Genomic DNA, 26,130 nt, shown 5'->3' with positions numbered 1-26,130 from the left:
ACTACACCAGGGATTCGCCCAGGGCACGGGATTTGAGGGTGATTTCCGCCCATTCCCGCGCCGGGTCAGATCCTGCCACAATACCAGCCCCGGCGTACAGTCTGGCCCAGTTGCCGTTAATTAGGGCCGAGCGAATGCCGACGATAAACTCGCTGTCGCCATTGGCCCCCACCCAGCCCAGGGGCGCGGCATAGAGCCCTCGGTCAAACCGTTCGTAGCGGTGGATGTGGTCGCAGGCGGCGGCGGTGGGCACTCCGGCCACGGCGGGGGTGGGGTGCAGGGCTTCCACCAAATGCAGGGGGTGAATTTGGCTGGAAACCCGCGCCTGGATGGGGGTATGGAGGTGCTGAATGTTCGACAACTTCAATAGCGTGGGGCGGCTGGGGGATTGGGGCCGCAGACCAAGACCGCGCAACTGCTGATGTAGAAACTTGACCACAAGCTGGTGTTCGCCCTGCTCCTTGGGGCTGTGCAACAGTTGGAGAGCCAGGTGGCGATCCTCCTGGGCATGGCGACCACGGGGGGCAGACCCGGCCAGGGCATCGGTGAGCAACTGGCCCTGGGTGATGCTCAGCAACCGTTCCGGGCTGGCCCCCATGAAGGTCGTCCCGCGCCCATTGCCCACGGCGAAGGTATAGCAGTCGGGGTAGCGCTGGCGCAGTTTGGCCAGGGAGGGCAACACCTGAAAGGGCGTCTCGCGCACCATATCGAAGGCGTGGGCCAGGACAATTTTTTGCACCTGGCGATCCAGATGGCGCAGGGCTTGGGCCACAGAATCCTGAAAATGGTGGCTGGCCTGGGCATCGGGCCAGGTGGTCAGCTCTCCCAGGCCCAGGAACCGGGGAGAGGCGTGGGGGTTGGGGTAGCTGTGGGGCAGGGCTTGGACGGTATCGAGACGTTCTTCTAGGGTTTTAAGGACACTGGCCAGGGTAGTTTCGGCGGTCAGCACCAGGTTCACCGTCAGCCCATAGAGACCGCCCCGGCGCACCACCTGCCACTGGGGTAGCACCACCATCGCCGCCGGAAAATCGAGCTGGCCCTGGGGCGGCTGGGAGAAAAAGCTAAAGTTGCAGAAAAACCGAGGCACCAGGGCCATCCCGTCTAGGGCGGGATCTTGGTAGCACTGGAGGTTTTGCTGCCAGGTTTCGATGAACCGCTGGGTGGCGGCAAAGCGATCCCGTCCGGCAAACTGGCCCGCCACCGCACTGCCAAAGGCCACCACCGCCTCCTGTGCGGCAGGATGCTCTAGATACAGGTGATAGCCCTGGCGATGGGCCAACGGAGCCAAGGCCAACAGCGGGTCGAGGGCGGGGATGGCAAAGCTGAGGCTGGCCACCTGCGGCCCCTGTCCTTGGGCCACCCGCGCTAAACATTCGTTAATAAAGGGCTGGACGGCTTGGAGATCCTGGCGGCTAGGCAAGCAGTAAGAAGCAACTGGCATGAACTCAAAGGGTTTAAAGCGGTTTAAATTCACGTTTTAACAATTGGCCGAAAAGTGCTTCAGCCAAGCAGCACAGGCATTCCGCCAGTATCCCTACTGGTAACACATTCGGTCATGGCCTAGCCAATTCTGGCCCAGTCGTTCATGCAGCTTAATGTTCACACTCCGTTACATCGGCGTTACCTGCGATAGCCGCCCGTGATAGCCGCCTCCCGATGACGCTCCATCGCGCCCAAGGCTCAACAGAACGCTGACGATCCGTGAATTTATAGTACGCTTGTTTGCAGCAAAGTCTCCGTCTACAATAGACGTGCAGACTCCAGGAAGGGTCTGATCCGCCCCCGCGCTAAGAAATTGGGAGGAATTGGTCGATGGTGCAAAGTCCCAGCCTGTCCCAGGTGCTCTACCCTGACTCCGACGGTAAACCGATGGCCGAGAATACCCTGCAATATCGCTGGATTGTCCGCTTAGTCAGCAATTTGCGGCGATTGTTGAAGGATCAAACTGCCCTTGTAGCCGGGGATTTGCTGTGGTATCCCGTCCCGGTAGAGACACCGCCTGCTCCAGCCCAGGCTCCCGATGCCATGGTGGTGCTGGGTCGGCCCGCTGGCGAACGCGGCAGCTACAAGCAATGGGAGGAGGACAACATCGCGCCCCAGGTGGTGTTTGAGATTCTCTCCCCCAGCAACAGCGCCCGCGAAATGCTCCATAAACAAGCCTTTTATGGGCAGTACGGCGTTTTAGAAATGTATTTCTACGACCCCGACTCCTTCGACCTTTGGGGGTTGGTTCGCCCCAGGGCCGACCAAGACTTCACCCCCGTGACAGCTATGAATACTCCCTGGGTGTCGCCACTGCTGGGCCTTCGGTTTGAGTTGTTCGATACCGGACTGGAGGTGTTCTACCCCGACGGGGAACGTTTCCAAGACCCGGAGGAGGTGATGGGAGAACGGGATCAACTGCAACAGGAGCGAGATCGCGCCTTTGCCAAGCTGCGGGAAATGGGCATTGACCCCAGCCAGCTTTAGGACGGTGCGCTCGATATAGTATGGGACAATCCGCAACCACGGGCGACCATGGCCGACTCCCTCTTTCAGTTTGAGCAAGACTTTGCCGATACCCTCCACTGCGTACCGATGGGGGTGCGGCTGAAGCTAGACACCTGTGGCATCAAGCTCTCCCTGGCCCAGTGGAATCAGCTTGACCGGGCCGAACGGCAGCAACTCATGGCCCTTCCCTGCGATAATGCAGCCACCGTCGCCACCTATCGAGATTATCTTGCAGGGCTGATCGATCAGCACCAGAGCGGCCCGGTCAAAACCTTGGCCGTGGATTCCCAGCCCCCTTGGGCGCAGACCGACGAGATCCCCCCAGCGGTGCAGCAGCGGGCCGAGGAACTGGGCTCTCCCCTCACCGCAGACCAGTGGCAAGCCCTCACGCCGCTGCAACGGTTTGCCCTGATCAAACTCAGCCGCCCCAGCCACGAAAACCACAACTTTCTGCCCGCCCTGCAAGAATTTGGCCTCTGTGGCAGCTCAGACGAGTAGCCCCGTAGGGTGCCATGCGCGAAGCCATGCACCACATCCATAGACAGGGTTATGATGCATGGATGATGCCATATCCTACTTGGTAACACCCGATTCTTTGGTGGTGCATTGCGGCTTATCCCAATGGTTAAGACGCAACGGAGTCGATTTTTAGCCGCGTAGGCTGGCCGCGCCCCTGGCGCTATGCCCCCTACGTTCTGACCGTTGGGAAATCAGGGGTCTTTGATTCGGATTGGGGATGACACACCCTAGAGCGGATTGGGCTGATAGGCGTCGAAATCGCTAACGTCACCTTTTTTGACGGTGATTACGGTTTTGACGCCGCCCCGACGGGTGAAGTCGCCAATGACGCGGATGCCCTGGGGAGCCAGTTCCTCCCAGAGGCGATCTAGGATGGCATTGGTGACGGCCTCGTGGCTGATACGTTCGTTGCGGAAGGCGTTGATAAACAGCTTGAATGCCTTGAGTTCCACCACCCATTCGCTGGGGCAATAGTCCACCACAATGGTGCCAAAGTCGGGGTAGCCGGATCGGGGGCAGAGGGCGGTAAATTCGGGGTGCTCTAGGTGGATGGTGTAGCGGTTTTGGCTGGGGCTGGGCCACTTTTCCAGCGGAGCTTCGCGGGTTTGGGCAATGGCCAAATCGCCGTACTGATTGGCCAGGGATGCCGCTTCGGAGGAGGTCAACATAGATCCAAGGGAAAGAAATAACGATTTTAGGGTCACAACATAGCCATAGGTGGCCCTTTGTCATGCTAACCCATCCCCTTACCCAGGCTTTCTAGGGGGTAGCCAAGGTGGCTCAGGGGTTCCAGACTGTGCGGTCTAGCCAGCGGCTTTGGTAAGCTAAGGACACCTGGGCCTTGAAGCCTAGGTCTACTGGGACCTGGGTGAGGTGAGGGAGACCGTCCATGGATATTGTGGCCATTTTCGTGAGTGCTCTAATGGGCTTGGTGGCTCCGGCGGGGGTGGTGCTGGATAGCGTGGCCGCCAGTTCTCTACGGCAGCAGGTGGTGGCGGCGGATGCCCTCGTGGTACGCATTGACAATGTGCCCAACTACCAAATTATCAACGGGCGCATTGATCAGGCGAGGGTGGCCGCACGCGGGGTCTATCCCCGCCAGTTGCCCGACCTCCGCATTGCCGCCATTGACCTCGAAACCGACCCGGTGGCGGTGGATCTGGGGATGCTGCAACGGGGGCAGCTCAAGCTCAATGCTCCGGCTCAGGCAGGGTTGCGTCTGAGGCTTCAGGCGGACGACATCAACACCTTTCTGGCCTCGCCCCAGGTGCAGACCTGGCTGGATACGCTTCAGTTCAACCTACCAGGGGCTACCGAGCGAGTGCAGCGTCGCTACGGCCTCGCCAACCCCACCCTAGAATTTCTCGATGGCGACCGCTTTCGGCTGGTGGTTGACCTCGAAGATCGAGTCTTAGCCGATACCATTCCCATCGTCCTAGAAACGGGGGTGAGGGTGGTGAATGGCCATCGGCTGCAACTGGTACAGCCGCGCCTGGAAGTTGAGGGGGCCGAATTTCCCTCAGAGTTGGTGGTGAGCTTGGCGGAGGGAGCCAGCCAAGAATTTTCCCTGCGGCGGCTCGAAGCCTTCGGCCTCACCACGCGGGTGTTGGCCCTCACGGTTCGCGAGAACGAGCTGGATATCGCTATCTTTGCCCGCCTAGAGCCCAACTCTCCCTTTTTGCAAGGCTCCATCCCCCCACCCCCGCCATGACGCGCCAAGGACAGGTTCAGCCAGCTCTCTAAGCTGTCCTATTGGCGGCATCATTTCGATAAAAGTGATCTAGCCTGACAGTGTGATCTCGTTTGGGAGGCCCCCCATGGACTATAAAGATAAGCTGCGTCAAATTCCCCTCGGGCTGGCGGCGGGTCTGGCCACCTTGATGTTGGCCTCTGGGGGATCGGTGGCCTGGTTTACCTGGCGTACCCTCAACCCCGTGCCCCCCGTGGCCGAGTTTCCGTCTCTGGAGGTTCCCCCTAGTCAGCCCGATCAAGCGGCACCGCCCCAAACCGCCCCCATCGAGGCTGCTCCCCCAGAGGTGGCGCAACAGGATCCCGTGAACCCGGCCCCCGCTGCCGAGAAAACCGGGCAAATTTTCTGGCTGAAGGATCAAGATGGGCGGCTGCAACTGGTGCCCGAAACCATCACCGTGGCCGGGGATGCCTCCCCCGATGCCCAGGTGAAAGCGGCCTTTGACACCCTGCTGGCTCAATCCAGCAACGCTAGCCCAGACGCCTTTACCACCATCCCCGACCAAACCCAACTGCTGGAAGCCACCGTTGAAGCCGACGGCATCCATGTCGATCTCTCCTCGGCCTTCACCAGTGGCGGCGGCAGCGCCTCCATGACCGGACGCCTGGGCCAGGTGATCTACACCGCCACCGCCTTTGACCCCGCTGCTCCGGTGTGGATTTCGGTGGAAGGGGACGCCCTCACCCTGCTGGGGGGCGAAGGTTTGGAGGTCAGCCAACCCATGACCCGCGACGACTTCAACCAAGGCTTTGGCTTCTAATTCGCCGCTAACCCCAGTTTCCTCCGGCCTTCCAGCCGATCTATCCCTGCGAGGACTGTTCACCCCAGCCTTGGCGAGGATGGTGGCCATCCGAGCACAAGACCGAAGAACGACGCCATCCCCAGAAGATGCGCCGATCATTGCCCTGCGCCTCAGCCGCGATCCCTCAGATATCGCCTACCTCTACTCTCCCGGTCGCCTGACGAATCCGGCTGTCGCGCAACCCAGCCGATCTGACCTCAGTTCTGACCTCAGTCTTGATCTGGCATCCCAATGGAATGATCTCCCCAGCCCTGACGAGGTTCTGCGCCTAGGGAACTTCGTTTCGGATGGATCCGGTGCGGATCAGCCCTTTTCATCGACCCGATCAGGACTAGGAGCCTATCTCAGCGCTCATACCACCGCCCATACCCTAGCCCAGGGGCAACTGCTGCTGCGCCCCACCGCCACGGCCCTAGGTACATGGCTCTGGGTCTTTGCCCACACCTGCCCGCCCCCGCCCGATCCGGTCATGGCGGTGACAGTGCCCTTCCCCCACAAGCAAGCCCCCCTAGCCGAAGCGCTGCACCTTTCGCCCCTGGCGCTGCTGCAATATACCCACATGCGCTGCCACCAGTTGGCCCAGCGTACAACCGCCAGCCTCCCATCGTTCCAGGCTACCGATGCCGATGGGGCGCATGGGCTAGAGCGCAACGGGTGGACGGCGCTTATCCGCACTCCCGTAGGGCAACAGGTTGTGCGAGAGTTAATCGCCCTGGTGGATGATTTAGCCATCGGGAATGAAGCGCAAAATTCTGAAACCTCTGCCCCCTTCCCGGCGGCTTTCCCCCCTTCGCCCCCACCCATCAGCCAGGGCTTTGCCAAGGGGTATCGGCTCTGCGTGGCGGTGGATCGCTGGTGGCGAGATCCAGAGGTCTCATGCCGGGATTCGGCGACAGCCATGGTGCTGCAAGGGGTGGCCCACGGATTGGCCCACCTGCTCCAGGGCTGGCTCCAGGCTCCAGCCCCGACCCGTCTATAGCATCGTCCGCCCGATGGGCCTCAGGATAGGCCTTAGGACTGATGGGCTCAGACTCATTAACTCAGGCTCATAATTTGGTCTAAGGCCATAAGAAATTCTGGTTAAAAATGGCTTTACTAGGGATGACATCCCCCCAAAGGTTAACTATAATGATTAGCGTGTGAGGAGCGAACCAGAGGAGATGCCGAGACGAAACACGGCCAGTCGTCGGCATCTCTTTTGTTTTAAACAGATTTTCGGCCAGACGTTTCTCCGTCAGAACTATCTCTGTCAGCGTTGTTTCCCCAATCATGCCCCCGGCTGGCAACGGCGCGTCACTTCTTCCAGCAAACCCAGAAGCGTCGAAGGGTGAAGCATTGGTCCGAGGGGTCTTGATCTGGGTGAGACAACGTTGCTATCGTTTTGTCACAATTTTGTCATATCGTTCTGACTTAATAGAAAGCATAGACCTAGTTAAATACTGATCTATGCTACATCCAGAGGATGGGTCTGCCCTCAACGCCCCAACCGGACTCCGTCACCTGGTGTCAATTCCTTCCTATGCGAGGTTGAAAATTATTCCTATGTCCCTACGCCATAGTTTCTTGAAGATCTCCTTTGGGTTAGGCTCTGTAAGCTTGGTAGGTCTGGCCACCTTGGGCACCCTTCAGGCTAGATCGGCCCCTGCCGCTGCGAGCCAACCCGCTACTAGCATGGCTAGCCAATCCACGGATGTTCGTCCTAATGATGGTCTGCTGAGCCAAAGGCAAGGTCAGGCTCAAAACCAGGGTCGCGGCCAAGGTCGCGGCCAGGGCCAGAGCCATTGCCAAGGTCGCGGGAGACAGGGTGCTGCCGTGACTAATGCCGCTGCCCAGCTAGGGGTGAGTGAGGAGGCCCTCCGCTCGGCGTTAGGGATGGCTGAACGCCCCCAGCGCCCCGACCTCGCCACCGCCGCCACCCAACTGGGCACCACCGAAGACGAGCTACGCACCTCCCTTCGTAACCAGATGCAGGCCCACCGCCAAGCACGCCAGGGCCAAGGCCCCCATGGTGGCCCCCCAGACTTCACTGCCCTAGCCCAACAGTATGGCGTGAGCGAAGCCGAGTTCCGGCAGATTATGGGGGTTCCCAATCGCCCTGATCTTGCTGCTGCCGCTGCCCAACTCGGCGTGAGCGAAGAGGCGTTGCAAGGGGCACTGCGTTCGGCCCATCCTGGCCGTGGCCCCAACGGTAATCCTGGCCGTGGCCCCAGCGGCAATCCTGGCCGTGGCAGTCGATAGGGATGCCTTGGCACCCGCCCTGGCCTCAAGGCAGGGGAATCCCCGTGGGTGGACTCCCACTCTGACTGCTGTGGGCAAACTCGCTAGACCTCTGGTAGGAGGAGGTGGGCGGCGGCTTTGACTTGCTCGAAGGGGCGATTCAACGGCGGCAGGGCGGGCAAACGCACGATGGTTTGTTGGGGAAAGCTATGGGCCGGGAGGTCTTGGCCGTTTTCGTAGCGATTGTGGACAATGTAGCGCTGGGCAATCCCTTTTTCGATTAGGGTTTGGTTCAGGCGCTGGGCTTCGGCGAGGATAGCGGACTGGTTTTGCACAACGCCGATAAATTCGGTGTGGATGGGGTCTTTCAGCTTGGCTTGGGCGGCCACCACCCGCTGGCGCAGGGTCCGCAGACGGCCCATAAATTCCACACGGCCCACCACGTCTTTGTATTTAATCCACAGCTTGAAGATCCAGCCTAGCCAGTCGCCCATGGCGGTGGGCATTTCTAAAAAGCGCAGCAGGTGCCCGGTGGGAGCGGTATCGAGCACAATCAACTGCTGTTCGTTGCGTTCTAGCAAATCCATCACCGTAATCAGCGACAGCATTTCGTCAATGCCGGGGAGCGCCTGGGAAACAATTTGCCGCCAAGCCTCTGGGCCATAGACGAGCTGCATTCCGGCCATATTGCTGTCGTCGCCGCCGAGGATGTCTGCCAGTTCCCACAGGTAGTCTTCCCGGAACTGATCCAGCATCACGGCAGCGCTGACCTCCTGGCCTTCTAGGTTGGGGGCCAGAGCGGTGGGGTCGTGGCCGAGGGGTTGGCCAAAGGCATCACCGAGGGAGTGGGCCGGGTCGATGGAAATAAGGCGAAGGTGGTGTTCGGGATGGCGCTCTGCCATGGCCCAGCCGATGGCCGCTGCCACGGTGGTTTTGCCAACGCCGCCCTTGCCGCCGACGACAATTAGCCGTCGCCCCGCCGCCAAAAAGTCTTCAAAACTGGGGGGGATAGGGGATGGCCAAGGAACGCCGCCGCTAGCCTGGGCGGTTGTGGGCAGGGTGTCGATGGCGCTGATATGGGCAAAAATTGCATCTAGGGCCGTGCCGCCTACGGGTTCCCCTGTTTGCAGCGGCACCCACAGCACCGGATGCCCCGCCGCCAAGGGCCGAAACTGATCCAACACCTGAGCCTGTACTGGGTTGACTTGGCCATTCTGGAGGATGACCCGATTGATGGCTAGCCCACCGAGGGGAATCTGTAACTGCCCTAGGGATTCGATAAACCGCTGGCTTTCCAGAAAGCTCATCGGTTCAGGAATGCCCACCACCCAGCAGGCGGTGCGTTCGGGATCTTGAAGCAGTTCCCGGCCCGCCTTCAGGTCTTGGCGCATGTCCTCAATGAAGCCGTCGGCCTCGTCGGGCTGGTATTGGCCGGAGAGGGTTTGGGTCAGGTAGCGATGCTTTTCCTGGAATTGATCCAGGGACGCCAGCAGCGTATCCAAAAAGTCCATCAGGGCAAAGAGGGTGAGGGTGTGGCCGCTGGGAGCCATGTCTACCACCACCCGGTCGGCCTCGTGGTCGCGTAAAATTCGCTGAATCTCCAGCAGCGCCATCAGCTCATCCAGTCCGGGCCAGCCCATTTCCCAAAAGGGGCCGAGGTCTTCTCCGGCCACAAAGCTGCCCCGCTCCACCAGCAGCTCTAAAATGCCGCCGTACTGTGCCCGAAACTCCGAGAGCAACAATTCTGCATCCAGCGCCCGCACTCGCACGTTGGGCACATCAGCGAGGGCGGTGGGGGTGTTGTCTACGGGCACCTGCAACACGTCTCCCAGGGAGTGAGCCGGGTCGGTGGACAGCAGCAAAATGGCCTCCTGGGGGCGTTGCTGCCCCATCTGCCGCGCCAAACCGCAGGAGAGGGTGGTTTTACCCACACCCCCCTTGCCGCTGACCATAAATAACCGATGGGAGGTAGATAAAAGCATCGCCGCTGGTCTGTTACAAAGGGCTATCTCCAGAATGCCCCAGTCCTACAGGGGCGGAGAGACCCAGCAAGAAACTTAATTTTGTCCCTGAGGTTTATCCCCGGTGTTTGTCCCTGCTGTTTACCCCTGGGATGTACCCCTGGGATGTCCCCCTGGGCACCGTATCCTCTGCCTTACCCCTCCATCATAGAAATCGGACGGTGACAAAGAGGCTCATCACCACCAACTGGGCCGCCATGACGGGTAGACCGTAGCGTAAAAAGCCGTGGAAGGTAATGGTTTTGCCATGCTGCTCGGCAATGCCAGCAGCCACAATGTTGGAGGATGCGCCCACTAGGGTGCCATTGCCGCCGAGGGTAGCCCCAAACATCATCGCCACAAACAGCGGCAAAATTTCTGGGGGCACCTGACCCGCAAAATCCGTCGCGAGAAGGTCTGATCCCGCGAGGTTTACGGTCACGAGGTATTCCTTCAGCAGGGGCACCATGGCCACCACTAGGGGAATGTTGGGAATTAGGCTGGAGAGAATCCCGGTGACAAACAACAGCACCAAAGAACCGAGGGCAATGTTTTTGCCAATCACAAAACTCAGGAGCCCGGAGGCGGCGCTGATCATTCCGGTCTCCTGAAGACCCCCAATCAACACAAACACACTCATAAAGAAGACGAGGGTGCTCCAGTCGATGTCGCGCAGAATGTTTTGCACCGTATCAATGCCGCTGTGGTGGGTGAGCAGCAGGCATAACGCCGCTCCCAGTAGGGCAATGGCAGGGGGTGAAATCGGCACAGGCAACTGATCACCAATCACGAACATGACCAGCACCAGAGCCACAATCAGGCTTCCTAGGGCTAACATCCGGGGGTGATTCACCACGGGGTGAGGCAGTTGGCTGAGGTTGTCTAGGCGCTTGTGCCAAATATCCGCAAACAGGATGGGCAGCAGCGCAACGATTACACCGACAGCAATCACCCCGGCTACGCCCAGCTTCATCAAATAGTCGGCAAAGCTCATGTTAATGGCATCGCCCACAATAAAGGTGGCTGGATCGCCTACGAGGGTCATCAACCCGGCACTGTTGGCCACAAACACCATGAGAATTAATAACGGCACCACATTGACGTTGATTTCCTGGGCTATGGTAGGCAGCAGTGGGGCCAATAGCATCACGGTAGTAGCGTTGGGCAAAACCGCACAAATGGGAGCCGTAATAGCCACAATTCCTAACAGTAACCGCTTGCCTTCTCCCTTAGAAATAACCACAATTTGAGTGGCTAGATAGTCAAAGATTTTGGTGGGTTCAAAGGCGCGTACCATCACCATCACCCCAAAAAATAGCGCCAGGGTGGCATAGCTGCGGCTAATGTAGTGAATCGCTTCATCTAGGGTGAGAACATGAAGAAAAACCAACAGCATTGCTCCTAAAAAGGCTGCAATGGTGAGATGCATTCGCTCTGTGGCAATCAGTGCGAGCACGCCAAAGAAAATCACCGAAGCGGTGACTCCAGACAAGGTTTCCATCGATTGTCTCCTGGTGTGAGGGTCGTCAAAGGTATCCTCTGAGAGATGCAAGATCTCAGGGGATCATCACAGACAGAGAACTACGGATAGCGTATAAAAAAGCTTCCAGAATGTTCCCTCAGGGCCGACGGAGTTAGCTGACGGGCTAGGGGTGAGAGATCCCCTTCTCTGGCAAATGGACTTGCCCTAAGATTCGCCCCAAGGAGTGGTTCCTCCGCTCTAGCCCATGGGCTAGATTGAGCCATTAAAATTGTTGCTTATCCTAGCATGGCTTTTCTGGGACAGCAATATCAAGCAGGTTGCTGAGAAGCCCATTGTCCAGGCCCAAAAAACTGAGGTAATGGACTGTTATCGTTCATTTTGAGGGAAAAATCGCGTTATTTAAGGCTAGGTATCCATCCGCACCATGTAGGGGTTGGTGAGCGGGGGAAGGCGGCGCTGATAGGCCAGGGTTTGGTAAACGGCGGCGGCGATGTCGGCGCGGGTGGCGGCGCGGTGGGGGTTCAGTTGGGCGAGGTCGGGCCGATTGACCACGAGGCCCAGTTGGGTGGCGATGGCGACGGCTTCGAGGGCGTAGCCCGGAATCAGGTCTCGATCCTGGTAGCGATTGAGGGCATAGAGTTTGACGGGGTGCTGTTCGAGCAGGGCGAGGCCGTTGACCAGGGCCAGCCAAACCTGAAGACGGAGCACGGCGTGGTTGGGGGCAAAGGTGCCGTCGGGGAAGCCCGCCAAAAAGCCCCCCCGGCAGGCGGTTTGAATGGCGCTGGCGGCCCAGTGGTCGGCGGGGACATCGACAAAGGGCGGGGCCGTGAGGCGGGGGGCAGGCTGAAACGCGGCAGAGACCAGGGCGGCAAACTGGGCGCGGGTCATGGCCTGGTCGGGGTAAAACTGACCATCGCTTTGGCCCCGCACCAGATCGAGATTCAGCAAGCCCTGGATGAAGTCCTGCGCCCAGTGGCCCTGGATGTCGGCGAAAGCTCCCTGCACCATGGTCTCCTCGGTGGAGGGCACAGGGTCGGCCCCGGTGAGGCGGGGGGCTTGCCCTAGGGCCACCAAGCCTTGGTAGATCAGCACCGAAACTTCGGCGCGGGTCATGGGTTCCTGGGGGCGCAGGTGGTCGGCGGCGGGGTAGTTGAGAATCAGTCCAGCCTGGGTGGCGGCGCTGAGGGGCGTCATGGCATAGCTGGGAATTTGGGCACGGTCGGCGTAGCGGCCTAGGGTGCTGGCCGGGGCTTCGGGCAGGCCCAACCCGTTGGCCACCGCCACCATGGCCTGCACGCGGGTCATCGGCTGGCCAGGGCGATAGGTACCGTCGGGGAAGCCCGTCACAAAACCCTGGCGTTGGGCAATGTCAATGGCGCGGTAGGCCCAAAACCCGCTGGGCACATCGGTAAACGAAACGGCGCTGCGAACGAGGGGCCGGGTGCTGTAGCAGCTAGCCACTAGGGCGGCAAACTGGGCGCGGGTGATGATGTCATTGGGGCGATAGGTGCCATCGGCAAAGCCCTTGGCCAGGTTGCGGTCGGCCAGGGCTTCAATGTAAGCGGCGGCCCAGTGGCCCTGAAGATCCACAAACCGACTGACCACCGGAGGCGGCGCAGGGGGCTCAGGGATAGATAGGGTAGGCCCCAGGGGATCCGTTTCCGCTTGATCTAACAGCATGGGCGGGACGGCGGTGGCGTCGGGCATCTGGCTAGGGGCTAGGCTGATGGGGCCTGCTAGGGCTTGGGGCACCAGGTCATTTCCCACAGCCATGAAAGGTTGGGAGGTGTCATTCCGCAGATCGCCCTGGCGGTTGTAGCGCAGGATGTTGTCTCCGGCATCGGCGGGCAAACCCAGGTCGGGACGACTCCGTTCTTGCACCAACAGCCCCCACCACTGGTTTTGCACCAGGCGATTTCGACGCAACACCGGGCTGGCAATGCCCGCTATCCGCATCCCCGTCTGGTTGTTGGCACATTGGTTATCGGTCAGCAGGGGCGCAGCAGCTCCCAGAATATGAATGCCCACATTGCAGTGTTGCAGAATGCAGTCGCGGATTTCTCCCTTGGCCTGCTCCATCCACCTCAACCCCACTCCGGCGATCTGGTCGCCGCGCACCTGCAAAATCAGCGGACTGGCCATGCCCATCACCTGCACCCCGGCCTGGCCACACTGGCTCAGCCGACAGGCCCGCACCAAGGGCACACCGCTTCGCACCAACACCCCCACCCCCTGGGGATTTTGAATCGTCACCCCACGCACCTGGGCCTGATCCTCCACCACCAGCGCCGCTGAAATCGTTCCATCTCCGGGGACGGCACCGCCCCCGGCAATCACAATGCCGTCGCCCTGGGTGGTTTCCTGGCCCATCACCACCACTCGGTCGCCAATCGGCAGCGGGAAACGCTCCCCTGATTCGGTGCTGTAGGTGCCCGGAGCCAGCCGGATCACCGCATTGCCCTGGGCCGCCACCAGCGCCGCCGTCAGGGTTTTGTAGGGCAAGTGGGGTCGCCCAGAAGGCTGATCAATGCCTGTCTGGGGATTCACTTCTAGGGTCTTTACCGTTGTTTGCACCATGACCGTAATCCCCCGGCAACGCCAAAACCGCGATGTCAAATGCCGCTATGATCTAGCCATTCAGACTCGCCACTCATCTTAAGGTCAGAACGCGGTTGTGAACCGTCTGGGGGCGGGGATTGCGCCGAGAATTGCGTCGATGATTGCGCCCATGGTGCCAAGGACGCTTAACGACGAGGGCTAAGCCGATGACGACGCAGGTACCGATGGAGCCTCGGCCCAACGCCCCCGACCGCGAGGCGATCCTCCAGGACATCTACGCCACCCTGCGCCAGGGGCAGCGGGAATTGGCGGATTGGGCCGGAGGCCGTTTGGCGGTGTCGGCAGTGCCCGGTTCCGGTAAATCCACGGGGATGGCGGCGGCGGCGGCCTTGACCATTGCGCGGCATCAGCTCCACTTGAACCGTCAGTTGGTGTTGGTAACGTTCACCCGTTCCGCAGCGGCGAACCTCAAGGCCAAGGTGCGCGGCCATTTGAAGCGGCTGAAGCTGCCCCAGACCAGCTTTACGGTGTCTACCCTGCACGGGCTGGCCCTCACCATTGCCACCCGCAACCCAGAGTTGTCGAACCTCAGTTTAGATAGCTTGACTTTGGTGTCTCCGGCCCAAAATAATCGGCTGATTCGCAATGCCGTGGAGCAGTGGATTGGGGCGAATCCGGCCCTGTACCAACGGCTGCTGGAGGGGGCGCAGGTGGACGGGGAGGAAACCGAGCTTCTGCGGCGGCAGTCCGTTTTGCGGACGGAGGTGCTGCCCAGCTTGGCGGATACGGTGATTCGCGAAGCCAAGAGTTCCGGCCTGCTGCCCGATCAGGTCATGGCGTTGGCCCAATCCCTCGACCATCGCTATGCCGAGGGCCAGGTGGATTACGACATCCTCGCCATCGCCGCCGGACTCTATGGGCGCTACCAAGCCCTGATGCAGGAGCGCAGCTTCATCGACTATGACGACATGATCCTCGCCGCCCTGCGTACCTTGTCCGACCCAGCCACCCTGCGCTTTTGGCAGTCTCGCGTGTTTGCGGTATTTGAGGATGAGGCCCAAGATTCTTCGCCCCTGCAAACGCGGCTGCTGACCCTGCTGGCGGGGCATCCCGACGATCCCACTGCGGAACCCAACCTCGTGCGCGTGGGCGACCCCAACCAGGCGATTAACTCCACCTTCACCCCCGCCGACCCCGTTTTCTTTAACCAGTTTTGCGAAACCTGCCGCCGCCAGGATCGCCTCGTCACCATGGATCAGGCCGGACGCAGCACCGCCATCATTATGGACGCCGCCAACCGTTTGCTGAACTGGGCTAACCGTACCCAGGTGGTCGGCGACATTGTGCCCTTTCGGAATCAGGCCATTCACCCCGTGCCCCTGGATGACCCCCAGCCCAACGCCAACCCAGATCCCATTGGCATCGGCCTAGAAGTGCACACTCCGCCGACCATTCAGGATTCCGTGCGGCTGGTTGCCCAGCGGGTGCAGGCGGCGTTTGTCGAAAATCCTGACCTCAGCTTTGCCATTTTGGTGCGGGAGGGACGCCAGGGGCAGTACATCGCCCAACGGCTGCGGGATGCGGAGGATGTGGGGGTAGATTTGGCCGCCCTGGGCCTGCCCATTTACGACGTGGGCGACCAGGATCGGCAAACCCAGGTGCCGGAGGACATGCTGGCCCTGATGCGGTTTATTGATCGGCCCCATTCCCCCGATGCCCTCAAAGAAGCCCTGCGGGTGCTGGTGGATCGCCAGCGGGTGCCCACCCAAGATCTCAACCTACTGGCCCAAACGCCGGAACAGTTCCTCTACCCCGGCCCCCTGGATGCGCCCCCCAACACCGACGCCGCCCGCATCGCCCGCCGCTACTGTACTGGGCTTCTCCGCGCCCGGTTGGAACTGTCGCCCTACAGCCTGTTTCCCTTTTTGGGGCTCACCCTGGGCTACAACCAAAGCGAATTGGCCACCGCCGACAAACTCGCCGCCCGTGTCAGTCAGCAAATTCGCCAAAACAACACCCTCACCGCCGCCATCGAAGTGCTGCAAGAGATCGTCGGCTCCGAACGCTTCACAGCGGTGGAAACCGAGGACACCGACTCGATCTACACCCGCCCTGGCCAGATCACCATCATCACCATGCACAAGGCCAAGGGGCTAGATTGGGACGTGGTGTTTCTGCCTTTTCTGCATGAGAAAACCATCCCCGGAGAACTGTGGGTGCCGCCCCAAACCAAGTTCCTCGGCGATTTTTCCCTGTCTGAAGTCGCCCGCGCCCAAATCCGCGCCCACGCCCACCAATCCCACGTCGATCAGGTTCCAAACGCCAACGCCCCCATCCCCGACACCCTCACCGCCTGGGAACAGGCCAAAGCCCTCAAAACCGCCGAAGAATACCGCCTGCTCTACGTCGCCATGACCCGCGCCAAACGCCTGCTGTGGCTCTCCGCCGCCCAGCAAGCCCCCTTCACCTGGAGTAAACCCGACAACCTACAACCCGCCCGCCCCTGCCCCGTGGTGCCTCCGCTCCAACAATGGCTGACGAGTCAGCTACTCAGTGCCCATGACTCGTAATGGTGGAACTCGGAAACCCCGAAGTCATGACTTTGGGGGGAACGTTGGCACCCCCGCAACGGTAGACGATTCCCCGAAGCGTCCCTATTCCGAGGCATCGGGCGCAGCGGTGCGAGACTGCCGCCAAATCCACCAGGCCGCGAGGCAGAGGGTGACATTGCCCACCACGGTCATCGCCGCTTGCAGGGTCACGAGCCACGCAAAGCCGGGATCGTTATCAAAAAAGTGCCAGGTACAGGCCGCCATCGCACTCACCAGGGCCGGAAACATCCCAATCGCCAGCCACCGCCACACGGGCCGCTGCGTCACCGTCGCGAACTGCCAAATGAACCACATCGCCGCCATCCATTCCAACACGCTGGAAATGTGAATCATCCAAGTGGGCAGAGACAGGGCGTTCATGGAGCCATCCACAACACAACAGCGTCAATTGTAGGGTGCATCCGCGAAGCAATGCACCAAAGCCCCATATTCCCAAAGCCATACACCCACGCCCTGCCGCCAAGGGGCGCGTAGGATCGTATGATCCTGAGGACGTTCTTTCGGGAACGGTTGGACTGCCCCAGAGGTCAACATGCGAGCGGTTTTGTGTGGCTATTACGGCATGGGCAACGGCGGCGATGAGGCGCTGTTGGCGACGCTGCTGCAAATGTTGCCCTCCCAGATCGAGCCCGTGGTGCTATCGGGCAATCCGGCGGAAACGGCGGCTCGCTATGGGGTAGAGGCTGTGCCGCGCAAGCAGTTGGGGGCGGTGATTAAGGCCCTGCGGCGGTCAGACTTTTTCATTTGGGGCGGCGGCAGCTTGTTGCAAGACGCCACCAGCCTGCAAAACCCCATCTACTACACGGGGCTGATGGCCTTGGCCCAGTGGCTAGGGCTCAAAACCATTGCCTGGGGCCAGGGCATCGGCCCGCTTCAGCATCCCCTCAGCCGAGGGTTGGGGGGCTATGTGCTGCGGCGCTGCGAGGCCGTCAGCGTGCGGGATAACGGTTCCATGGCGTGGCTGGCCCGCTGGCAGGTGCCGGGAATGCAAGCCCCCGACCCGGTGTGGGCGCTGGAATCTTCCCCGGTGGCAGGGCTATGGGAGACCCACGCCCCACGGGTGGCCGTGGCCCTGCGGCCCCATGCTTGGCTAACGGAAAGCCGCCTGGATCAAATCACCCAGGCCCTAGCGGCATTTCAGACCCAAACGCAAACTTCCCTATTGCTGGTACCCTTCCAGCCCGTCAAAGACTTGGCCATTGCCGAATACATCCAGCCACGCCTACCGGGGCCAAGCCAGGTTTATACCCTCACCGACCCCCACCAACTCAAGGGGCTGTTTCGCGGCGTCGAGATGGTGATTGGGATGCGGCTCCATGCGCTGATTATGGCGGCGGCGGAAGGCTGTCGGTGCTTTGCCCTCAGCTACGACCCCAAGGTGAGCCAACTGATGGCCGATTTGGCCCTACCCGGCGTCGATCTCAACCTCCAACAGCCTCCCACCGACCCCGCCCACCGCTGGCCCAACGATGCCGATGCCCTCGCCCAGGCTTGGCTCGATGTCTATGCCAACGGCGACCCTCTCTCGGCGGATCAAATCCAATCCCGCGTAGACCGCGCCCTGATGCACCAAGACCTGCTCCACGATGTGATGGGGTTGGCCTGTAGCCTCAGTTCCCACGCCCAGGGGTAGGGCATGGGTCTACCCAACGGGCGAGGGCATCTCTATCCCAGGGCATAAATCCTTGGGGGACAAGGTCTTTGGCTATTGGGGCTGGTTAGACTAGGCGGTGATGGAAGACCTCCTGGCGGTTGCTGCCACGGTTTGTCATCGCCCTTGTTGTCATCGTTATCGAGTCCGCCGTGAATCCTAATCCTGTTGCGCCTACCCTCGGTTTGCCCGTACCCCAGTGGACAACCGACGGTCAGGGGGTGTACCTCGAACTGACGGAAACCCAAAAACTAATGGAATGGGCCGATGCGGTGGCGGAGAGCGAAGACACCATTTTTCACCAGGGCCAAGCCTATGCCCGCCGACTGGGGGCGCACTACCGGGCCGATGGGCTGACGGAATTTGGCTTTTGGACACCGGAACTGGCCGCTGAGGTCATCCAATCCGAGCGCACGTTGGAATTAGAAATCCTGACCCCGCTCCAGCCGATTGATTTCCGCGCCGATCAACAAACGGTAGACTTTCGGCGCGAACGCCTCCCGGTGATGCAGCAGGGAGAATACGTGTGGGCCGTGGTGGCGGGGCTGACACCGGGCACCCGTGACCAGGCTGGATGCTTCTACTGGCTGCGCTACGTGGATCCCGAAGGGCGAGAGCATCCCATTCGCGACCCCCTGGCCTATTCCTTGCCCTACGGTGTGTTTGCCCCAGCAGAGCTCTACGACATGGATCGGATCCAGCGGGAACGGGCCGATTTGGCCTACCTTCAGCAAACGAGCCTCCAATCATCGGATGCAGAGGAGGAGGCTATTCCCCGCCTGCCGCCCCCCACCAACATTCTGCAAATCCATGTTAAAACCGCCAGCCCAGAGGGTTCTGTGGAAGGCTTGACCCGCATTTACCGCACCCTGTCCGACAAACTGGCGGCGGGGGAAGCCCTCACCCCGGCGGAAATGGCCTACGTGGGCTACGAGGCGGTGCAGTTGCTGCCCGTGGAACCGACCATTGAATATCGGCGGGAGGACACCAACCTCGACCACGAATTTTTTGCCGTGGTGGGCTTGGGCTATGCCGAAGATGCCCCGTCGGAAGACGCTACCGAAAATGCTGAACCCATCACCCTCACCGTTACCCTGCGCCAGCCCAATACCCAAAATTGGGGCTACGATGTGCCGATTTTGGGGTCTGCCGCCACTAATCCCGCTGTATTGGGCAGTTTGCGCCCCGATGAAATGGTGGATTTAATCGCCACTCTGCACAACTTTTCCCAGGGGCCAATTCAGGTCATTTACGATTTGGTCTATGGCCACGCCGACAACCAAGCTTTGGAACTCTTGCCCCAGCAGTTTTTCAAAGGGCCAAATATGTACGGCCAAGACTTGAACCATCAACTGCCCCAGGTGCGGGCTATTTTGCTAGAAATGCAGCGGCGCAAAATTAACACCGGGGTAGACGGTATTCGCGTCGATGGGGGGCAAGATTTTCGCTTTTTCAATCCCCTCAGCGGACGGGTGGAGCACGACGATATGTACCTCATCGCCATGAGCGATGTGGTGCAGGAGATTGAAGGCTACCAGCGGCTGATGTTCACTATTTTTGAGGACGGTCGGCCCTGGCCAGAGGAGGGCTGGGAGGAAAAATCTACCTACCGCGAACTAATGGAGGCCAAGCCGGGTTCTTTCCAGTGGGGGCCGCTAATTTTTGCCCACAATACCCCCACCCTAAAGGGTTTTTGGGATTACAAATGGCGGCGTGTCTGCGAAGTCATTACCCAGGGCGACCACTGGATTACGGGCTGCGGCAACCACGACACCGTGCGGCGCGGCAACCAAATTGATCCCAACGCCGATATTAACTGGAACCTCGGTGACACCCTGCCTAATGCCCTGAATCGAGCCTACAACAATCCGGCTACCTTGCTGTGGGTCTATGGCTTCAGCCCTGGCCTGCCGATGGATTTTCTCAACGCCTGCTTGGAAACACCCTGGGGCTTTTTCCGCAACACCGACGACCGCTACGGCGTTAAGGTGGCAGCCGAAGAAGTGGGATTTTTAGACTGGGAAATTGAGCCCAACTTTTACGATCAGCCCGATACATTTCCACAGCTCAAAGCCCTAGGGTTCGACAACCTCACAACCCTAAGATCCTTCGCCAAGGCACTACAAATTGCTATGGTAGAAACCGACTATGACCTAGAGGCTGTGGCCCAACTGTGCCAAGGTTGTTTAGGTCAGGAAGCTGAAGGTAAAGCCTGCGCTATTCCTGCCCTGAAAAACATCAATCAGCCGGAATTACCAGATTTTCTAGCCAACCTCGATGTACCCCGTCTCAAACAATTTGCCATGGCCTTTATGGAGGATGGCCACGACAGTTGCAACGTGACGCATTCCGCCGACCGGGTTGATTCAAACCATGCGGCCTTTTCCTTGGCCCTGCGTCAGTTTAGGCAAGCCCGCCCTTGGTTGCGCCACAACCTCAGCGGCAGCGACCGCTTCAACCGCATCAGCGAACCCACCCACACCCTGTTTTACGGCCATCGCACCCAGCCCACAGAAGACGGTGACACGCACACGGCCATTCCGGCGCATGGTCAGAGCCGTGATCAGGTCAATAGTCAGGTCGCTCCCCAGGAGGTCGTGCTGATCACCCACATGGGCGGCGACCCCGTCACCGTCACCCTGGGCGACTGGCTCCAGCTCGACCTCAATGAGTGGCAGGTGGCCCTATCGACTCCCGGCTTAGCCCCCGATTCCCTCCAGCGGTTTGAGATCAAGGACGGTGAGGGACTGCTGCTTATTCCCAGGGCATAATTTTCCTGGAGTCAGCAGCCTAGTTGCACCTGTTTAGGCTAAGCCTTTGCTGGCACTGGAGCACCACTGTGGGGCCAGGGGCCGGGCGGCAGAGGCGGCAGAAGCTTAAGGGTGGTTTCGGTGCGGTAGAGGTCAAACCCACGGGCTTCGTAGTTGCGGTAGGCCGCAGGGCCATCCAAACTACAGGTATGCACCCACACCCGCTGCGTTGCGCCCATACCCCACGCTTCCCTCACCCCCACCGTCAACAAATAGCCGCCTAGCCCCTGGCCAATGAATTGTGGCAACAGGCCAAAGTAGGCAATTTCAACATTGCCCTGAGCCTGATCTTCCAGTTCCACATAGCCCGCTGGGGTGCCCTCGCTCCAGGCTGTCCAGATTTCCACCTCTGGCCGTTCCAAATGGCGCTGCCAGTCGGCGTAACTCCAGGACAGCCGATCACACCAGTACCACGGCCCACCCACAGCAGTATAGAGAAACCGCCCAAACTCCGGGCAAGGCACCTCCATCCGCTGAATAGACAAATCATAGGGATCAAAACGCTTAGGCCGGAGAGCCTCCGGGCTCAGCATTTCAAAGTACCAAGTCGTGACGGTGGTGGCGACGGTGGCGGATCGCTGACCCATAACGATACTCCTAGAAGCAGTGACCACTACGGCGGCGTAGGGTGCCTAGGCCGCGTTCAGCCTGCCCAGGGGGAGGTAGAGTCGCCGCGATTACCCTGCACCCACCCTACATCTACCCTGTACCGCGTTATGCTTCCCCGCGATCTTCCTCCTTTTCTGGTTTCAGTAGCGGGAAGGCAATCACATCGCGGATGCTGGCGCTATCGGTGAGCAGCATTACCAGACGGTCGATGCCGATGCCTTCGCCGCAGGTGGGGGGCATCCCGTGTTCTAGGGCGGTGAGGAAGTCTTCATCCACCCCGGTGGCCTCTACATCCCCGGCGGCTTTGCGGGCGGCTTGCAGCTCAAAGCGGTGGCGCTGGTCGATGGGGTCGGTCAACTCCGAGAAGCCGTTGGCGGTTTCCCGTCCGGCCACAAATAGCTCGAAGCGTTCCACCACACCTGGTTTGCTGCGGTGGGGCTTGGAGAGGGGGGAAATTTCGACGGGATGATCGATCAAAAACGTCGGCTGAATCAGGGTTTCTTCGATTTTCTGCTCAAACACCTCGTTCAGCAGCTTGCCGATGGAGTCGCAATCCTCGACCCCGTGCAGGTTGAGGGGTTTCACCGCCGCCTTGGCTTCCTCCAAGGTTGTGAAATCATGGAAATCCAGCCCCGTGTGTTCTTGCACCAGATCATGCATGGAAATCCGCTTCCAGGGCGGGGTGAGGTCAATGTCTACGCCCTGGTAGGTGATCTGCGTGGTGCCGAGGATGTCCTTAGCCAAAGTGGCGACTAGGTCTTCGGTGAGATCCATAAAGTCGTGGTAGTCGGCGTAGGCTTGGTAGAACTCGACGCTGGTAAATTCGGGGTTGTGGCGGGTGGAAACGCCCTCGTTGCGGAAGATGCGGCCAATTTCAAACACCTTCTCAAAGCCGCCCACCACCAGCCGTTTCAGGTGCAGTTCCGTGGCAATCCGCAGGTACAGCTCCATCTCCAGGGTGTTGTGGTAGGTGATGAAGGGCCGCGCCTCCGCCCCGCCCGCCTCGCTTTGCAGCACCGGGGTTTCAATTTCCAAAAATCCTCGATCTTCTAAATAGCGGCGAATCCCGGTGGTAATCAGCGCTCGCTTGCGGAAGGTATCGCGCACGGTGGGGTTCACGATCAAATCCACGTAGCGCTGGCGATAGCGTTTGGCCACGTCGGTTAACCCGTGCCACTTATCCGGCAGGGGCAGCAGCGCCTTGGTCAGCATGGCGTAGCGCTGCACTTTGATGGAAAGCTCGCCTTTATCGGTGCGCTTAATGGTGCCCGTGACGCCGATGATGTCGCCCACATCGGTGAGCTGTTTCAGGTGGTCGAAGGCTTTTTCGTCCTCGGCTCCCATCTGCTCCTGGATGGTGGCTTTTTCCAGATAAAGCTGGATGGTGCCCGATTCGTCTTGCACACCAAAGAAGGCCAACTTGCCAAACACCCGCCGCGCCAAAATCCGTCCGGCAATGGATACGGTGTCTGCCACCTCTTCCCCAGCGGCCAAATCAGCATACTTTTCCTGGAGTTGAGCCGTCTGATGGGTGACATCCCAACGGTAGGCAAAGGGATTTTGACCCACCTGCTTCAGGTCTTCCACCTTTTGCAGACGGGCGGCACGGATTTCTTCGAGGCTGGAGGCGCTTTGGCCAGAACGGGTCGCGTCGGAGGACATGGTTGGCAGTGCTTAAGGGGCAGGATGGGTAGAATATCAGAATCCACAAACCCCCATTATAGGCACCTAAGGAGGCCCAAAGAGCTTGAGGAGCCGGACAAAAGCGGCATCATCCTCGTCTCTTCTCCCTCCTAACGGCCCCTGTTCTGCCTCTCTCACCCTCAAGGGCACTTTTCCCTATGGCACCTTCCACGTCCACCGCACCCCAAGCGACCGCCCCGCCCACCGACACCTGGGTGAAAGCCACCTGGGCAGACTTCCTAGCCGCCCTAGAAACACCTCCCTACAACGAGGGCCAGGGCTATTTTGACAACAACTACATGAGGCTTGAAATGGCTCCCCTAGGCGGTGGACATGCACGGCAGAATTCAGTGGTCATGGATGTTGTCAGCCTGTTTGCTATGCGGCACGGGCTGCGGATGGCCAAATTCATTAACGGCAGCTTTTACAAGACTGGAGAGCGAGGCTGTCAGCCCGACGCGGCCTTCTACATTGGCCCCAATTTTCGGTTGCCGCCCCAGGATAATGCCCCCATTGATGTCAATGTTTTTGGCCCACCCACCCTGGCCATTGAAATTGGCGGGAGTTCCTTCAAGGACGACCTAGGGGCCAAACGCTTGCTCTATGAACGGCTGGGAGTTGGCGAGTATTGGGTGGTGAATGTAGCAGAACAGCAGGTGATCGCCTTTGCCGTGGCCGAGGGCGGCAGTCGCCAAATCCAGGTGTCCGCTGTGTTGCCCGGTCTCCGGTTAGATCTGGTGGAAGCCGCCCTCAGCCGTTCCCAAACCGAGGACGACACCGCCCTCATCCGCTGGCTAACGGAAGCCTTAGCCTGAGGGCGGTACACTCCAGCGTTCTGATCTAGCGCGGGGCTAGGGTGGCTGGGGGTTGGGCTTGAACTTGGGCTTGGGCGCGAACAAGGCTATCTAGATCGTCTAGAAACGCTTGAATCACAGGATAGCCGAAGTAGGAATCAATTTCGGCTTGCACTTCAGCGCTCGTTCCGCCTGCTTCCAGTCCTTCCAGAATAAGCTGGCAGAAGGAGTCGGCATCCGTCGCCACTTTGAAGTATTTCCTAGCGTCTTGGGGCAAGCCAAAGAGCCCCTTCTCTAGGGTGACAATGGGCTTACCAAAGCACAACATATCTACCGATTTGATGCTGGTGCCACTTCCGGTAGAAATGGGGTTAATTAATACCTTGCCAGAACGATAAATTCGGCTGGCGGAAGGGGGATTGGGCAGCAAACTCACCTGAGCAGCTTCGCAAGCTTCTACCACACTGGGTACAGGATTAGAGCCTGAAATCAACACACTAATATCAGGGCGCTGCTGTCTGAGCTGGGGCAAAACCGACTGCAAAAACCAAAGGACTCCAGCCACATTATTTTCGGTGCGTAGGTTGCCTAGGAACACGACATCCTGTTCTGGTGCGGGAGGTTCATTAATGGACTCATCGGTTTTGCTAGAGGCTGTGATATCGGCGATAGGTGCGAGAAAGCGACCATTTTGAAAGCCTTGCTCTTGCCAAAACTTGAGGTCATCTACGGAAATATCATAAAAGGCTGCACACTTAGAGAGGAGTTGCCATTCATAGTCTTTCAAATGCAGTATTGCGAGCTGAAGCTTGAGTTTATTTATGCCCTTAGCAGCCTTAAGCCAATAGCCGTAGTGCAAATGCTCAATATCGTGGGAGCGCACCACAAAGGGAACCGCTAAGGTATCGCTCATCTGCTCTGCCAGAAAGCCGCTATGAATGTGATCGGCCATGATCACATCGGGAGAAAATCCCCTTGTTTGTTGAAGCAGATCGTCCCATTCTTGGCTATTTAATAACCGAGAGGTCACTTGAAGGGGATACTTTAGGAGATTGATAGTTCGCTTGATCTTGCTTCTTAGACCCCGTTTGTACGTGATGGGAAAGAACTGTTTCACATGGCTTTTAATGACCAATAAATCCTGATCAGAAGGTGGTTCGGGACACCAACATACGAGCTGTACTTCGGCCCCTAGATCGCTTAACGCTACCACTCGTCTCCAGATGTCTACCCTGCCGCCATGGATGGGAGGAAAGGGAATTTCCATGGCGATGATTGTGATTTTCATAGAAGTTTAAGTCTCGTAATAGAGCCCATTAGAGCAGATACGTATCTGGGATGCTGCGAACAAGACAGATCCCTAAGCACACAGACCCCAGCCAAGGGCGACTGTCCCACCGTTTTCGGCAAGGGGGTGGCTAGAGCATACCGACTTTGGGAAACGACCCTAGACGGAGCCGCAATGTCTTGACCGAAGCTTCAAGTTTAGGCTTGGTTCTGTGGATATTCTGCCAGATTTGAGCCAAATCGGAACTGGGGCGCTGTCGGTTTGGCGGAGGCGGTGTGTCAGAATGAACTGTCCTATCCTAGCTCTGTGCAGGCCCCCCATAGCAATGCGAGTTGAATTCCGCGAGTGTGATTTCTTTAACGTCTGGATCTGGCTGCGGTTCGAGACCGTGCCCTCTAGTCTAGAGCAGCAGTATATTGACGAGGTGTTTTCCTCCTGGTTTTTCCTGGGCAAGCTGGGCGGCTTCAATGCCGAAAACCTTCAGGTGCAAGACACTGGGCTAGATATCAGCTATATGCCCTACGACGAAAGCCAACTGGATAACAGCCTGCTGTCGGTGATGCACAACATGGGCGAAGTGGAGTATCAGGGCGTGTGGGCGCGGTGCTGGTTTGACCTCGGCACCAGCGACGCCCTGGCCCTAGATGTGTTGATCAACGCCCTAGAGCAGTTTAGCCGCGAGTATGTGGTGATCGAATCTTGCTACATTGGTGGCGAAAACCCCGATTGGCCAATTCCGCGCAACCGCCGCCCAGAATTTGTGGATGCCGAAGACGATTAGTCGCTGCACCTGCCCGAACAGCCCGAACAGCCCGAACAGCCTAAAACTTTGCGGTATGGTAAAGCTATACCCTGCTGCCCTA

At 59.3% G+C, this 26,130-nt stretch carries 20 protein-coding genes and 1 riboswitch; of the genes, 11 read left to right on the top strand and 9 right to left on the bottom strand.

Features of this window, described 5'->3' with window-relative positions; genetic code table 11:
* Position 1: 1 nt before the first annotated feature.
* On the bottom strand, positions 2-1,441 hold the full coding sequence (locus GFS31_RS00680; RefSeq protein WP_198806412.1) for an isochorismate synthase MenF: 1,440 nt from the start codon (positions 1,439-1,441) through the stop codon (positions 2-4).
* Positions 1,442-1,812: 371 nt separating this feature from the next.
* Between GFS31_RS00680 and GFS31_RS00675 the strand changes: the two genes are divergently transcribed.
* Complete coding sequence (locus tag GFS31_RS00675; RefSeq protein ID WP_198806411.1) at positions 1,813-2,469, top strand: Uma2 family endonuclease; 657 nt, start codon at positions 1,813-1,815, stop codon at positions 2,467-2,469.
* A gap of 48 nt (positions 2,470-2,517) precedes the next feature.
* Positions 2,518-2,988: a nitrate reductase associated protein gene (locus tag GFS31_RS00670; RefSeq protein ID WP_198806410.1), complete on the top strand. Its 471-nt coding sequence runs from the start codon at positions 2,518-2,520 to the stop codon at positions 2,986-2,988.
* Positions 2,989-3,236: 248 nt separating this feature from the next.
* Here GFS31_RS00670 and queF read toward each other — a convergent pair whose 3' ends face one another.
* The gene (gene queF / locus GFS31_RS00665) at positions 3,237-3,677 is read right to left on the bottom strand and encodes a preQ(1) synthase (RefSeq protein WP_198806409.1); all 441 of its coding nucleotides are present in this window, start codon (positions 3,675-3,677) and stop codon (positions 3,237-3,239) included.
* Positions 3,678-3,898: 221 nt separating this feature from the next.
* Here queF and GFS31_RS00660 point away from each other — a divergent pair, with 221 nt between their 5' ends.
* From GFS31_RS00660 to GFS31_RS00645, 4 genes are all read left to right on the top strand, one after another.
* Positions 3,899-4,720 (top strand): DUF2993 domain-containing protein, encoded by an 822-nt coding sequence (locus GFS31_RS00660; protein WP_198806408.1) that lies wholly within the window; start codon positions 3,899-3,901, stop codon positions 4,718-4,720.
* A 106-nt stretch (positions 4,721-4,826) separates the two neighbouring features.
* On the top strand, positions 4,827-5,519 hold the full coding sequence (locus tag GFS31_RS00655) for a GerMN domain-containing protein (RefSeq protein WP_198806407.1): 693 nt from the start codon (positions 4,827-4,829) through the stop codon (positions 5,517-5,519).
* 79 nt (positions 5,520-5,598) lie between these two features.
* Positions 5,599-6,540: a hypothetical protein gene (locus GFS31_RS00650; RefSeq protein WP_198806406.1), complete on the top strand. Its 942-nt coding sequence runs from the start codon at positions 5,599-5,601 to the stop codon at positions 6,538-6,540.
* An 833-nt stretch (positions 6,541-7,373) separates the two neighbouring features.
* The gene (locus GFS31_RS00645) at positions 7,374-7,799 is read left to right on the top strand and encodes a hypothetical protein (protein WP_198806405.1); all 426 of its coding nucleotides are present in this window, start codon (positions 7,374-7,376) and stop codon (positions 7,797-7,799) included.
* Between the two features lie 83 nt (positions 7,800-7,882).
* Here the strand turns inward: GFS31_RS00645 and GFS31_RS00640 are convergent, their stop codons facing one another.
* The 3 genes from GFS31_RS00640 to GFS31_RS00630 all read right to left on the bottom strand — a co-directional run bounded on the left by GFS31_RS00640 (position 7,883) and on the right by GFS31_RS00630 (position 13,838).
* Complete coding sequence (locus tag GFS31_RS00640; protein ID WP_225907518.1) at positions 7,883-9,760, bottom strand: ArsA family ATPase; 1,878 nt, start codon at positions 9,758-9,760, stop codon at positions 7,883-7,885.
* 184 nt (positions 9,761-9,944) lie between these two features.
* The gene (locus GFS31_RS00635; RefSeq protein ID WP_198806404.1) at positions 9,945-11,279 is read right to left on the bottom strand and encodes an SLC13 family permease; all 1,335 of its coding nucleotides are present in this window, start codon (positions 11,277-11,279) and stop codon (positions 9,945-9,947) included.
* A 108-nt stretch (positions 11,280-11,387) separates the two neighbouring features.
* A riboswitch (cyclic di-AMP (ydaO/yuaA leader) is annotated at positions 11,388-11,532 on the bottom strand.
* Positions 11,533-11,666: 134 nt separating this feature from the next.
* Positions 11,667-13,838, bottom strand: a complete 2,172-nt coding sequence (locus tag GFS31_RS00630) for an S-layer homology domain-containing protein (RefSeq protein ID WP_198806403.1) — start codon at positions 13,836-13,838, stop codon at positions 11,667-11,669.
* A gap of 188 nt (positions 13,839-14,026) precedes the next feature.
* On the opposite strand from GFS31_RS00630, the gene GFS31_RS00625 reads away from it, so the two are divergent.
* The gene (locus GFS31_RS00625) at positions 14,027-16,390 is read left to right on the top strand and encodes an ATP-dependent helicase (protein ID WP_263974873.1); all 2,364 of its coding nucleotides are present in this window, start codon (positions 14,027-14,029) and stop codon (positions 16,388-16,390) included.
* Positions 16,391-16,474: 84 nt separating this feature from the next.
* Here GFS31_RS00625 and GFS31_RS00620 read toward each other — a convergent pair whose 3' ends face one another.
* Positions 16,475-16,792: a DUF2499 domain-containing protein gene (locus GFS31_RS00620; protein ID WP_198806402.1), complete on the bottom strand. Its 318-nt coding sequence runs from the start codon at positions 16,790-16,792 to the stop codon at positions 16,475-16,477.
* Positions 16,793-16,964: 172 nt separating this feature from the next.
* On the opposite strand from GFS31_RS00620, the gene csaB reads away from it, so the two are divergent.
* Positions 16,965-18,065, top strand: a complete 1,101-nt coding sequence (gene csaB, locus GFS31_RS00615) for a polysaccharide pyruvyl transferase CsaB (RefSeq protein ID WP_198806401.1) — start codon at positions 16,965-16,967, stop codon at positions 18,063-18,065.
* Positions 18,066-18,235: 170 nt separating this feature from the next.
* Positions 18,236-20,854, top strand: a complete 2,619-nt coding sequence (gene gghA / locus GFS31_RS00610; RefSeq protein ID WP_317135053.1) for a glucosylglycerol hydrolase — start codon at positions 18,236-18,238, stop codon at positions 20,852-20,854.
* Positions 20,855-20,892: 38 nt separating this feature from the next.
* Here gghA and GFS31_RS00605 read toward each other — a convergent pair whose 3' ends face one another.
* Together GFS31_RS00605 and lysS are read right to left on the bottom strand one after the other, a co-directional pair.
* A complete protein-coding gene (locus tag GFS31_RS00605; protein ID WP_198806400.1) occupies positions 20,893-21,480 on the bottom strand; it encodes a GNAT family N-acetyltransferase in 588 nt (195 codons plus the stop codon).
* 127 nt (positions 21,481-21,607) lie between these two features.
* Complete coding sequence (gene lysS / locus GFS31_RS00600) at positions 21,608-23,164, bottom strand: lysine--tRNA ligase (protein WP_198806399.1); 1,557 nt, start codon at positions 23,162-23,164, stop codon at positions 21,608-21,610.
* Between the two features lie 179 nt (positions 23,165-23,343).
* Between lysS and GFS31_RS00595 the strand changes: the two genes are divergently transcribed.
* Positions 23,344-24,000 carry a Uma2 family endonuclease gene (locus tag GFS31_RS00595; RefSeq protein ID WP_198806398.1) on the top strand — a complete coding sequence of 219 codons (657 nt, stop codon included), beginning with the start codon at positions 23,344-23,346 and terminating at the stop codon, positions 23,998-24,000.
* Between the two features lie 25 nt (positions 24,001-24,025).
* Here the strand turns inward: GFS31_RS00595 and GFS31_RS00590 are convergent, their stop codons facing one another.
* Complete coding sequence (locus tag GFS31_RS00590; protein WP_198806397.1) at positions 24,026-24,931, bottom strand: glycosyltransferase family 4 protein; 906 nt, start codon at positions 24,929-24,931, stop codon at positions 24,026-24,028.
* Between the two features lie 661 nt (positions 24,932-25,592).
* Between GFS31_RS00590 and GFS31_RS00585 the strand changes: the two genes are divergently transcribed.
* Entirely contained in the window at positions 25,593-26,048 is a 456-nt protein-coding gene (locus GFS31_RS00585) for a DUF3531 family protein (protein ID WP_198806396.1), read from the top strand.
* Positions 26,049-26,130 lie beyond the last annotated feature (82 nt).

Origin of the sequence: Leptolyngbya sp. BL0902 (genome assembly GCF_016403105.1) — a bacterium.
In the GTDB taxonomy this organism is placed as follows: domain Bacteria; phylum Cyanobacteriota; class Cyanobacteriia; order Phormidesmidales; family Phormidesmidaceae; genus Nodosilinea.
The sequence above is the reverse complement of the archived record's forward strand: the minus strand, read 5'-3'. Positions and strand labels throughout refer to the sequence as shown.

Excerpts from the sequence above, each read along its gene's own strand:
- GFS31_RS00680 (WP_198806412.1), bottom strand. The coding sequence starts at position 1,441 with ATGCCAGTTGCTTCTTACTGCTTGCCTAGCCGCCAGGATCTCCAAGCC.
- GFS31_RS00675 (WP_198806411.1), top strand. The coding sequence starts at position 1,813 with ATGGTGCAAAGTCCCAGCCTGTCCCAGGTGCTCTACCCTGACTCCGAC.
- GFS31_RS00670 (WP_198806410.1), top strand. The coding sequence starts at position 2,518 with ATGGCCGACTCCCTCTTTCAGTTTGAGCAAGACTTTGCCGATACCCTC.
- queF (WP_198806409.1), bottom strand. The coding sequence starts at position 3,677 with ATGTTGACCTCCTCCGAAGCGGCATCCCTGGCCAATCAGTACGGCGAT.
- GFS31_RS00660 (WP_198806408.1), top strand. The coding sequence starts at position 3,899 with ATGGATATTGTGGCCATTTTCGTGAGTGCTCTAATGGGCTTGGTGGCT.
- GFS31_RS00655 (WP_198806407.1), top strand. The coding sequence starts at position 4,827 with ATGGACTATAAAGATAAGCTGCGTCAAATTCCCCTCGGGCTGGCGGCG.
- GFS31_RS00650 (WP_198806406.1), top strand. The coding sequence starts at position 5,599 with ATGGTGGCCATCCGAGCACAAGACCGAAGAACGACGCCATCCCCAGAA.
- GFS31_RS00640 (WP_225907518.1), bottom strand. The coding sequence starts at position 9,760 with ATGCTTTTATCTACCTCCCATCGGTTATTTATGGTCAGCGGCAAGGGG.
- GFS31_RS00635 (WP_198806404.1), bottom strand. The coding sequence starts at position 11,279 with ATGGAAACCTTGTCTGGAGTCACCGCTTCGGTGATTTTCTTTGGCGTG.
- GFS31_RS00630 (WP_198806403.1), bottom strand. The coding sequence starts at position 13,838 with ATGGTGCAAACAACGGTAAAGACCCTAGAAGTGAATCCCCAGACAGGC.
- GFS31_RS00625 (WP_263974873.1), top strand. The coding sequence starts at position 14,027 with ATGACGACGCAGGTACCGATGGAGCCTCGGCCCAACGCCCCCGACCGC.
- GFS31_RS00620 (WP_198806402.1), bottom strand. The coding sequence starts at position 16,792 with ATGAACGCCCTGTCTCTGCCCACTTGGATGATTCACATTTCCAGCGTG.
- csaB (WP_198806401.1), top strand. The coding sequence starts at position 16,965 with ATGCGAGCGGTTTTGTGTGGCTATTACGGCATGGGCAACGGCGGCGAT.
- GFS31_RS00605 (WP_198806400.1), bottom strand. The coding sequence starts at position 21,480 with ATGGGTCAGCGATCCGCCACCGTCGCCACCACCGTCACGACTTGGTAC.
- lysS (WP_198806399.1), bottom strand. The coding sequence starts at position 23,164 with ATGTCCTCCGACGCGACCCGTTCTGGCCAAAGCGCCTCCAGCCTCGAA.
- GFS31_RS00595 (WP_198806398.1), top strand. The coding sequence starts at position 23,344 with ATGGCACCTTCCACGTCCACCGCACCCCAAGCGACCGCCCCGCCCACC.
- GFS31_RS00590 (WP_198806397.1), bottom strand. The coding sequence starts at position 24,931 with ATGGCCGATCACATTCATAGCGGCTTTCTGGCAGAGCAGATGAGCGAT.
- GFS31_RS00585 (WP_198806396.1), top strand. The coding sequence starts at position 25,593 with ATGCGAGTTGAATTCCGCGAGTGTGATTTCTTTAACGTCTGGATCTGG.